Origin of the sequence: Burkholderia sp. Cy-637 (assembly GCF_011753175.1) — a bacterium.
GTDB classification, from domain to species: Bacteria; Pseudomonadota; Gammaproteobacteria; order Burkholderiales; family Burkholderiaceae; genus Burkholderia; species Burkholderia gladioli.
On the sequence record NZ_VWWC01000098.1, the window covers coordinates 18,711 to 27,553 of the forward strand.

The 8,843-nt window shown below is 67.6% G+C and carries 8 protein-coding genes; 4 read left to right on the forward strand and 4 right to left on the reverse strand.

Translation table 11 applies throughout. The features are described 5' to 3' along the window. The first annotated feature begins 30 nt into the window (after window positions 1–30). The 4 genes from odhB to F3J10_RS22985 all read left to right on the forward strand — a co-directional run bounded on the left by odhB (window position 31) and on the right by F3J10_RS22985 (window position 4,656). Window positions 31–1,314: a 2-oxoglutarate dehydrogenase complex dihydrolipoyllysine-residue succinyltransferase gene (gene odhB, locus F3J10_RS22970; protein ID WP_167243062.1), complete on the forward strand. Its 1,284-nt coding sequence runs from the start codon at window positions 31–33 to the stop codon at window positions 1,312–1,314. An 87-nt stretch (window positions 1,315–1,401) separates the two neighbouring features. Continuing rightward, window positions 1,402–2,832 (forward strand): dihydrolipoyl dehydrogenase, encoded by a 1,431-nt coding sequence (gene lpdA, locus F3J10_RS22975; protein WP_025101215.1) that lies wholly within the window; start codon window positions 1,402–1,404, stop codon window positions 2,830–2,832. Between the two features lie 121 nt (window positions 2,833–2,953). Next, window positions 2,954–4,051, forward strand: a complete 1,098-nt coding sequence (gene zapE / locus F3J10_RS22980; protein WP_025101214.1) for a cell division protein ZapE — start codon at window positions 2,954–2,956, stop codon at window positions 4,049–4,051. Between the two features lie 149 nt (window positions 4,052–4,200). Then, window positions 4,201–4,656, forward strand: a complete 456-nt coding sequence (locus F3J10_RS22985) for a transposase (protein ID WP_167243063.1) — start codon at window positions 4,201–4,203, stop codon at window positions 4,654–4,656. Window positions 4,657–4,751: 95 nt separating this feature from the next. Here F3J10_RS22985 and F3J10_RS22990 read toward each other — a convergent pair whose 3' ends face one another. The 4 genes from F3J10_RS22990 to F3J10_RS23005 all read right to left on the reverse strand — a co-directional run. Continuing rightward, on the reverse strand, window positions 4,752–5,213 hold the full coding sequence (locus F3J10_RS22990; protein WP_025101212.1) for a DUF2147 domain-containing protein: 462 nt from the start codon (window positions 5,211–5,213) through the stop codon (window positions 4,752–4,754). A gap of 183 nt (window positions 5,214–5,396) precedes the next feature. Further along, window positions 5,397–7,079, reverse strand: a complete 1,683-nt coding sequence (locus F3J10_RS22995; RefSeq protein WP_029951248.1) for a POTRA domain-containing protein — start codon at window positions 7,077–7,079, stop codon at window positions 5,397–5,399. 126 nt (window positions 7,080–7,205) lie between these two features. Continuing rightward, window positions 7,206–8,567, reverse strand: a complete 1,362-nt coding sequence (locus F3J10_RS23000) for a collagen-like triple helix repeat-containing protein (protein ID WP_167243064.1) — start codon at window positions 8,565–8,567, stop codon at window positions 7,206–7,208. A gap of 40 nt (window positions 8,568–8,607) precedes the next feature. Beyond that, a partial coding sequence (locus F3J10_RS23005; protein WP_205200419.1) for a hypothetical protein occupies window positions 8,608–8,843 on the reverse strand: 236 nt, incomplete at its 5' end.

Genomic DNA, 8,843 nt, shown 5'->3' on the forward strand with positions numbered 1-8,843 from the left:
TACCCAGATCAAGCATCCAGGAATCAAGTCATGGCTATCGTAGAAGTCAAAGTCCCCCAGCTTTCCGAATCGGTTTCGGAAGCCACCATGCTGCAGTGGAAGAAGAAGCCCGGCGAGGCGGTCGCGCAGGATGAAATCCTGATCGAACTCGAGACCGACAAGGTCGTGCTCGAAGTGCCGGCACCGGCAGCCGGCGTGCTGTCGCAAGTGCTGCAGAACGACGGCGACACGGTCGTCGCCGACCAGGTGATCGCCACCATCGACACCGAGGCGAAGGCCGGTGCCGTGGCCGCCGCCGCCGGCGAAGCCGAAGTGCGTCCGGCCCCGGCGCCGGTCGCGGTGGAAGCCGCGCCGGCCGCGCAAGCGGCTGCCGCCTCGGGCTCCAGCAACACCACGGCCTCGCCGGCCGCGGCCAAGCTGCTGGCCGAGAAGGGCGTCGATCCGAGCCAGGTCTCGGGCACCGGTCGCGACGGCCGCATCACCAAGGGCGACGCGCTGGGCGCCAACGCCACGCCGGTGAAGGCTGCCTCGGCGCCGGTCGCCGCCGCGCCGAAGAAGGCCGCCGCGCTGCCGGACGTCAAGGTGCCGGCCTCGGCCACCACCTGGCTGAACGATCGTCCGGAACAACGCGTGCCGATGTCGCGCCTGCGCGCGCGTATCGCCGAGCGTCTGCTCGAGTCGCAGCAGACCAACGCGATCCTGACGACCTTCAACGAAGTCAACATGCAGCCGGTCATGGACCTGCGCGCGAAGTACAAGGACAAGTTCGAGAAGGAGCACGGCGTGAAGCTCGGCTTCATGTCCTTCTTCGTCAAGGCGGCGGTCCACGCGCTGAAGAAGTTCCCGCTGGTGAACGCGTCGATCGACGGCAATGACATCGTCTATCACGGCTACTTCGACATCGGCATCGCGGTCGGTTCGCCGCGCGGCCTGGTGGTGCCGATCCTGCGCAATGCCGACCAGCTGAGCCTGGCCGACATCGAGAAGAAGATCGCCGAATTCGGCCAGAAGGCCAAGGACGGCAAGCTGTCGATCGAGGAAATGACGGGCGGTACCTTCTCGATCTCGAACGGCGGCGTGTTCGGCTCGATGCTGTCGACGCCGATCATCAACCCGCCGCAGTCGGCGATCCTCGGCGTGCACGCCACCAAGGAGCGCCCGGTGGTCGAGAACGGCCAGATCGTGATCCGCCCGATCAACTACCTCGCGCTGTCGTATGACCACCGGATCATCGACGGCCGCGAAGCGGTGCTTTCGCTGGTCGCCATGAAGGACGCGCTGGAAGATCCGGCGCGCCTGCTGCTCGACCTGTAAGCCCAGCCTTTCCCGCATTGAATCGCCCAGGTCGCGCGGCGCACGCAGGACGTGCCGCCGCGCGCGGGGCAACAGAGAAGGATAGTCATGTCCAAGGAATTTGACGTCGTCGTGATCGGCGCCGGCCCCGGCGGCTACATCGCCGCGGTGCGCGCCGCGCAACTCGGCAAGACGGTTGCCTGTATCGAGAAGTGGAAGAACCCGGCCGGGGCGCTCAAGCTCGGCGGTACCTGCCTGAACGTCGGCTGCATCCCGTCGAAGGCGCTGCTGGCCTCCTCGGAAGAGTTCGAGAAGACCTCGCACCACCTGGCCGACCACGGCATCACGGTGGGCGACGTGAAGATCGACACCGCCAAGATGCTGGCCCGCAAGGACGCCATCGTCGAGAAGATGACGGGCGGCATCGAGTACCTGTTCAAGAAGAACAAGATCACCTGGCTCAAGGGCCATGGCAAGTTCACCGGCAAGACCGACGCCGGCGTTCAGATCGAGGTCAGCGGCGAAGGCGAGACCGAAGTCGTGACGGCCAGGAACGTGATCATCGCGACCGGTTCGAAGGCACGTCACCTGCCGAACCTGCCGGTCGACGGCAAGATCGTCGCCGACAACGAAGGCGCGCTGACCTTCGAGACGGTGCCCAAGAAGCTGGCCGTGATCGGCGCCGGCGTGATCGGCCTGGAGCTCGGTTCGGTGTGGCGCCGCCTGGGCGCCGAAGTGACGGTGCTCGAAGCGCTGCCGGCGTTCCTCGCCGCGGCCGACGAAGCCGTCGCCAAGGAAGCCGCCAAGCTGCTCAAGAAGCAAGGCCTGGACATCAACCTCGGCGTGAAGATCGGCGAGGTGAAGACCTCGGACGCGGGCGTGTCGATCGCCTACACGGACAAGGACGGCGCGGCCAAGACGCTGGAAGCCGACCGCCTGATCGTGTCGATCGGCCGCGTGCCGAACACCGACAACCTCGGCCTCGAGTCGATCGGCCTGAAGGCCAACGAGCGCGGCTTCATCGACGTCGACGACCACTGCCGTACCGCGGTGCCGAACGTCTACGCGATCGGCGACGTGGTGCGCGGCCCGATGCTCGCGCACAAGGCCGAGGACGAAGGCGTGCTGGTCGCGGAAGTGATCGACGGCCAGAAGCCGCATATCGACTACAACTGCATTCCGTGGGTGATCTACACCTCGCCGGAAATCGCCTGGGTCGGCAAGACCGAGCAGCAGCTGAAGGCCGAGGGCCGCGAGATCAAGGCGGGCAAGTTCCCGTTCTCGATCAACGGCCGCGCGCTGGGCATGAACGCGCCGGAAGGCTTTGCCAAGGTGATCGCCGACGCGAAGACCGACGAAGTGCTGGGCGTGCACATCATCTCGGCCAACGCCTCGGACCTGATCGCCGAAGCCGTGGTGGCGATGGAGTTCAAGGCGGCGTCGGAAGACATCGCCCGGATCTGCCACGCGCACCCGTCGCTGTCGGAAGTGCTGCGCGAAGCGGCCCTGGCCGCCGACAAGCGTTCGCTGAACAGCTGATCGAGGCGGCCTTCGGGCCGCCACGGCGCCGCGCCGGCCCTGCTGGCCGGTCGGCGCTGCCGTTTGATGCCGAAGGCGGGCGGGAGTTTTCCGCTCGCCTTTGGTTTTTCCGGTTTGCATGATGAACGTCACCGAATACTACGAGCGCGAACTGGGCGCGCGCGGCTACCAGGCCGATACCGCGCAGCGTGTCGCGATCACGCGCCTGCAGCAATGCTTCGACGAATGGGTCGCCTACAAGGCGCGTCGCTCGAACGCGTTCAAGAAGCTCGTGATCCGGCCGGAACTGCCCAAGGGCGTCTACATGTGGGGTGGCGTGGGCCGCGGCAAGAGCTTCCTGATGGACAGCTTCTACGCCGTGGTGCCGGTGCAGCGCAAGACGCGCCTGCACTTCCACGAATTCATGCGCGAGGTGCATCGCGAGCTCGAGGAATTGAAAGGGCAGGCCGATCCGCTCGACGAACTCGCGCGCCGCATCGCCAAGCGCTACCGCCTGATCTGCTTCGACGAGTTCCACGTCTCGGACATCGCCGACGCGATGATCCTCTACCGCCTGCTGGACCGGCTGTTCACCAACGGCGTGCAGTTCGTGATGACCTCGAACTACGATCCGGACCTGCTCTACCCGGATGGCCTGCATCGCGACCGCATGCTGCCCGCGATCGCGCTGATCAAGCAGAAGCTCGACGTGATGAACGTCGACGCCGGCGTCGACTACCGCCAGCGCACGCTGACCCAGGTGAAGATGTATCACACGCCGCTCGGCGCCGAGGCCGACCGCGAGTTGCGCAGCGCCTTCGCCAGGCTCGCGGCGGTGCCCGACGAGAGCCCGCTGCTGCATATCGAGAAGCGCGAACTGAAGGCGCTGCGCAAGGCAGACGGGGTGGTCTGGTTCGATTTCGCGACCTTGTGCGGTGGCCCGCGCTCGCAGAACGACTATCTCGAGCTGGCCTCGCGCTTCCACGCGATCGTGCTCTCCGAGGTGCCGCAGATGTCGCCGCGCATGGCCTCCGAGGCGCGCCGCTTCACCTGGCTGATCGACGTGCTCTACGACCACAAGGTGAAGCTGCTGATGTCGGCCGCGGTGCCGGCCGAGGAGCTCTACGTGGAAGGCCCGATGGCCAACGAATTCAGCCGCACCGTCTCGCGCATCGTCGAGATGCAGTCGCTGGAATATCTGGAGACGCCGCGGCGCGTGGTCGATACCTCGCTGACCTGAGCCCCGGGGCGGGCGCCGCCCCGCCATCCGGGCGCGTCACCGGCTGCGTCGGATCGATCCGGGGCGCCCTGCAATTTTCGGAATCGTCCAATATTCATGGCGATTCCGGCTCGATATCTTGGTCCTGTTCCCGTAATCGGAGGGGTGACATGAGGCCGTATCGAGACATCACCGACAGCGAGTGGCAACGTGTTGCCCGCTTGCTGCCTGAATTGCGCCCGCGCAAGGAGTTGCGCGGGCGTCCTCTTGCCGACGCACGCGACGTGCTCAACGGTGTGCTCTGGGTGATCTTCAGTTGCGCATCATGGTCGGCGATTCCTCGCCGCTATCCGGCTTACCAAACCTGCCATCGCCGTTTCATGCTCTGGTATGAATCAGGCACGCTGCACGCGGTGCTGAACGAGCTGTTCGGGCCGGATTGCGACGATCTCTACGAAACCGTCACGGTGCGCATGCGCAAGCACGTCCACTCCCGCGCCGCCGAAATCCGGCACGCCCTCGTGCCGAACCGCATCCACGTAGCCTGCGCGGAACCGCGCCCGGAAGCGCAGCCGCGCCTGGAGCCGCGCATGCCGCCCCCGTCAGATCCCCATTCCGGCGCCTGAGCGCGGCGCGGCCTCCCTTCGAAATCCGCGCGCGGTCGCTCTATCCCATCCACGTCCCGCATCATGCGACACGCAAGGTGTCGCATCCCGTCGGCTTATTGCTGGCGCACCCAGGTCTGTGAACGACCGAGCAGCGAGACGCCGATATAGCCGCGCACCACCAGCTTCTGGCCGCCATCCTCCAGCGTCATCTTGCACTTGTAGACCTTGCCGTTCTCCGGATCGAGGATGTTGCCGCCGTCCCAGTGATCGCCATCCTTCTGCATGTCCTTGATGATCGTCATGCCCTTGATCAACTGATCCTTGCGCTCGTCCGTGCAGGCCGTGCAACGGCGGTCGGGCGTGTCGTTCGCGCCCAGGCCCTTGGTCACCACGCCGGAGAGCGCGCCGTTGCTGTCCTGCGAGATCTGCACGAGGGCCTTCGGGTTGCCGGTGTGATCGTCGATCGTCTGCCAGGTGCCGATCGGGCTGTCGGCCTGGGCAAAGGCGCTGCATGCGGCCGCCAGCAGGGCACCGCCGACGGCGAGCTTGCGCAGCGAAAGGGTGAAATGGCGCATTGTCTTCCTCCTTGGATAGCTTGTCTTTTTCGTGGGATTTCTCGGCGCCGGCCCGTCCTGCATCGAGGCCGGGCCCGCCGGAAAGCTCTTCGGAGAATACGTCAAAGCTACTGCCGCGTCTGATAGAGGTGCCTCTAATCGAGACGGTCCGCGCGCCTCGGGCGCGCGGACCGGCGGCCGGGGTCAGTTCAGTTGGTAGGAGAACGACGCATTGATGCGCGGGCTGCGTGAGGCGCTTTCGATCGGGGCGTCGCCGATCGCCTTCGCCACGTTCAGGTCGAGGTTGTAGTGCTGGCCGTCCGACACGCGAATGCCGATGCCGACCGAGGACAGGCGATTCGGCAGGGGCGTGCCCGCATGCAGGTAGACGCGCGCCATGTCGTAGGCGATATACGGCGTGATCGACTTCAGGTACGCGTAGCCGACCGAGAACTGCCGGTTGATCTCGGCCGACATGCCCCAGCCCGAATCGCCGGAGGTTTCGCCGGGCTCGTAGCCGAGCGCGAAACGCTGCGCGCCGAACGCGATCTGCTCGGTGGTCGGCAGCGACACGGGACTGAACTGGCCGGTCAGTTGCACGGTCGTGCCGATCTTGAAGGGCCACTGGTTGCTCTGCACGACGGTGCCGCCGGTGCGCACGAAGGTGATCGAGGCCGGGTTGTTCTGGACCGTGCCGGGGATGTTCGTCTCGCCCGATTTCGAGGCGCCCAGGATGTCGAAGGCCTTCGCCACGTTGAAGCTCAGCTTGGTGACCGAACTCGTCCGCACGGCGGTGTAGTCCATCTGCGCCTGCAGCACGCGCACCTGCGAGCGCAGGCCGATGAACTGCCCGCCGATCTGATTCTGGTAGTTGTCCACGCTGTGCGAGGCATAACCGGACACGGTGGCCAGCAGGCTGCGCTGGTTGTTGAGCAGGATCGGGTAGGAGGTCGAAATACCGATCTTGTCGTTGACCACCGTGCGCTTCACGTAGGACGGCAGGCCCGGGTTGTCGGTGGGATTGCCGCGATAGTGGGTGGCATCGACGCGCGCGGTCCAGCCGTTGCTGCCGATCGGCACCGCCGCGCTGGCTGCCACGTAGGTGACGTTGTTCGGCCCCTTGGGCGCGAGCGCCGAGATGCTCAGCTGCTCGCCCAGCGAGGTGAGGCCGCTCTCGGTGACGGTGAACACGCCCTGCACGCCGGGATTGGTGGTGGCGATGCCGCTGCTGATGTTGATCGGCTTGCGCGACACGTCCAGCGTCATGGTGGTGGCGCCGTCGGTGTTCTGCGGCGGCGGCACGTTGGCCTTCACGGTGATGCCGGGCAGCAGGCCGAAAGTGTTCACGTAGCGCTCGAAGGTGTCCTTGCGCAGCGGCCGGTCGGCCGTGATGTGGGCCGCCACCGCGCGCAGCTTCGATTCCATCGCACCGGGCTTGCCGGTGATCTGCACATCGGAGACGAAGCCCTCGACCACCGTGATGCGCACCACGCCGTCCTCGAAGGTCTGCGCCGGCACGAAGGCGAACGACAGCGCATAACCGCGTTCCTGGTAGAGCTTGGTCACGCCGTTGGCGGTCTCGATCAGCTGGCCGATCGTGACGTCCTTGCCGACCAGCGGCGTGAAGCGGGCGGACACGAGATCGAAGGGAATCGACTTGACGCCCTCGATGCGGATCGTCGAGGGCGTGAGATGGCGGGCCAGCAGCTCCTGCACCTGTTGCGCCTGCGGTTCGACCTGGACCGTCACCGTCGAGCGCTGCGGGGCGTTGATCTGCGGCAGCGATTCGAGCGGGTTGCCGGCGGGGCGGCTCTGTGCATGCGCGGGACCGGCGGCTGTCGCGGCAAGCGCGAACAGCATCGTCCAAACCTGGTGAGTGGATCTCATTATGGGTAAGTCCTCGTAGGCCAGCTTTTAGTTTTCTACTGCGAACGGGCGGCATCGCGATGCCGCCCGTCCCGTGCAACTGGTGATGACCGTGCGTGCCTCCCGCCGGCACGCACGGATGCTGCCTTACTTGCCGACGCTGCCCAGCGTGCCGAGCAGGCCCGTCACCGGCGCGAGCAGGCCGGTGGAGCCGCCGCCGGCGCCCGAGGTCGCCGAGCCCAGCGTCGAGGTCAGCGAACCGACCAGGGTGGTGACCGGCGAGAGCAGCGAGCCGGCGGCGCCGCTGCCCGAGGTGCTGGCCCCGCCCGTCGCGCTGCCGAGCGTCCCGGTGACAGTATTCAGCAATCCAGTGACCGGCGCGAGCGGATTCGCGCTGCCTGTGCCGCCCGCGCCACTGGTGGCCGAACCGAGCGCGCCGGTGAGCGAGGAGACCACGCCCGTGACCGGCGCGAGCAGGCCGCCCGCACCCGTGCCGCCGGTGGCGCCGCCCAGCGAGCCGAGCAGGCCGGTGAGCGGATTGCTCGCGGGGCTGCCGCTCGACGAGCCGTTGGCGACCGTCACGGTGGAGCTGCCCACCAGGCTGGTGATGAGCCCCGAGATCGGGTTCGCGCCATTCGGGCCCGAGGCGTTGACCAGGCCGCCGGCATTGCTGACGGTATTGCCGATCGACGAGACCAGGGTGCCGACGTCGCCGACCAGCGGCTGCGAGGAGGTGCTGCCGATCTTGGTGCCGGCCGAGGCGACCGCGCCGCCCAGTTGCTGCAGCAGGCCCGAGACCGGGGCGCCGAGGCCGGTGGCCGCGCCCACCGTCTGGGTGGTCTGGCCGACCGTGGTGACGATCGGCGTGATGGCCGAGCTGATCGGTTGCGTGACGGCCGTGACCGGGCCCGAGGAGAGCACCGTGCCGAGCGTCATGCCGCCGGCCTGCACGCCGTTGGCGACCGTGTTGAGCAGGGTGCCCAGCGGCGTGGTGATCGGCGAGAGCGCCGACAGCTGGCCGGTGCCGAGCGAGGTCACGGTCTGGCCGAGGCCGGCCACCGTGGTGCCGGCGGCGCTGACCACGTTGCCCAGGCCGGCGACCGTGGTGCCCACCGGGTTGGCGGTCGTGCCGATCTGGCCGAGGCCGTTGGACAGCGCGTCGGCTGCCGCGCCGACCACCGTGCCGACGCCCGACACGCTGTTGCCGAGGCCTTGCGTGACGCCGCTGCTCAGGCCGGGGATGCTGACCGAGCCGATGGTGTTGCCGAGGTCGCTGACGGTCTTGCCGGTGGTGCTCAGCAGGCCCGTGGTGCCGCTGCTCGAGGACGAGCTGGTGCCGCTGGTGGTGGTGCCGCCGCTGGTGCCCTGCGGCGTGTTGTTGCCGCCGCCGGCGGTGGTCACGTCGCTGCCGCCGCAGGCCGCGAGCGCGGACAGGGTGGCGGCCGCGATCACGGTCAGGGCAAGGCGTGCGACGCGCTGCGCCGACGGGGTCGAGTGGATCGAGTTCATGGTTGGGCTCCTAACGCTATTTGGTCTATGTGGTCGATGCTTAGTGCTTGCCGCCGCCGAGCAGGCCGCCGACCAGCGAGGTCACGGGCGAGAGCAGGCCGCCGCCCGAACCGCTGGTGCTGGTGGTGCTGCTCGAGCCGCTCAACCCGGCCACCGTGGTGCCCGTGCCCGAGGTGGCCGCGCCGCCGGTGGCCGAGCCGGCGGCCGAGCCGAGCGCGCCGGTCAGGCCCGACACGAGGCCGGTGACGGGAGCAAGCAGGCCGCCCGCGCCGCCCG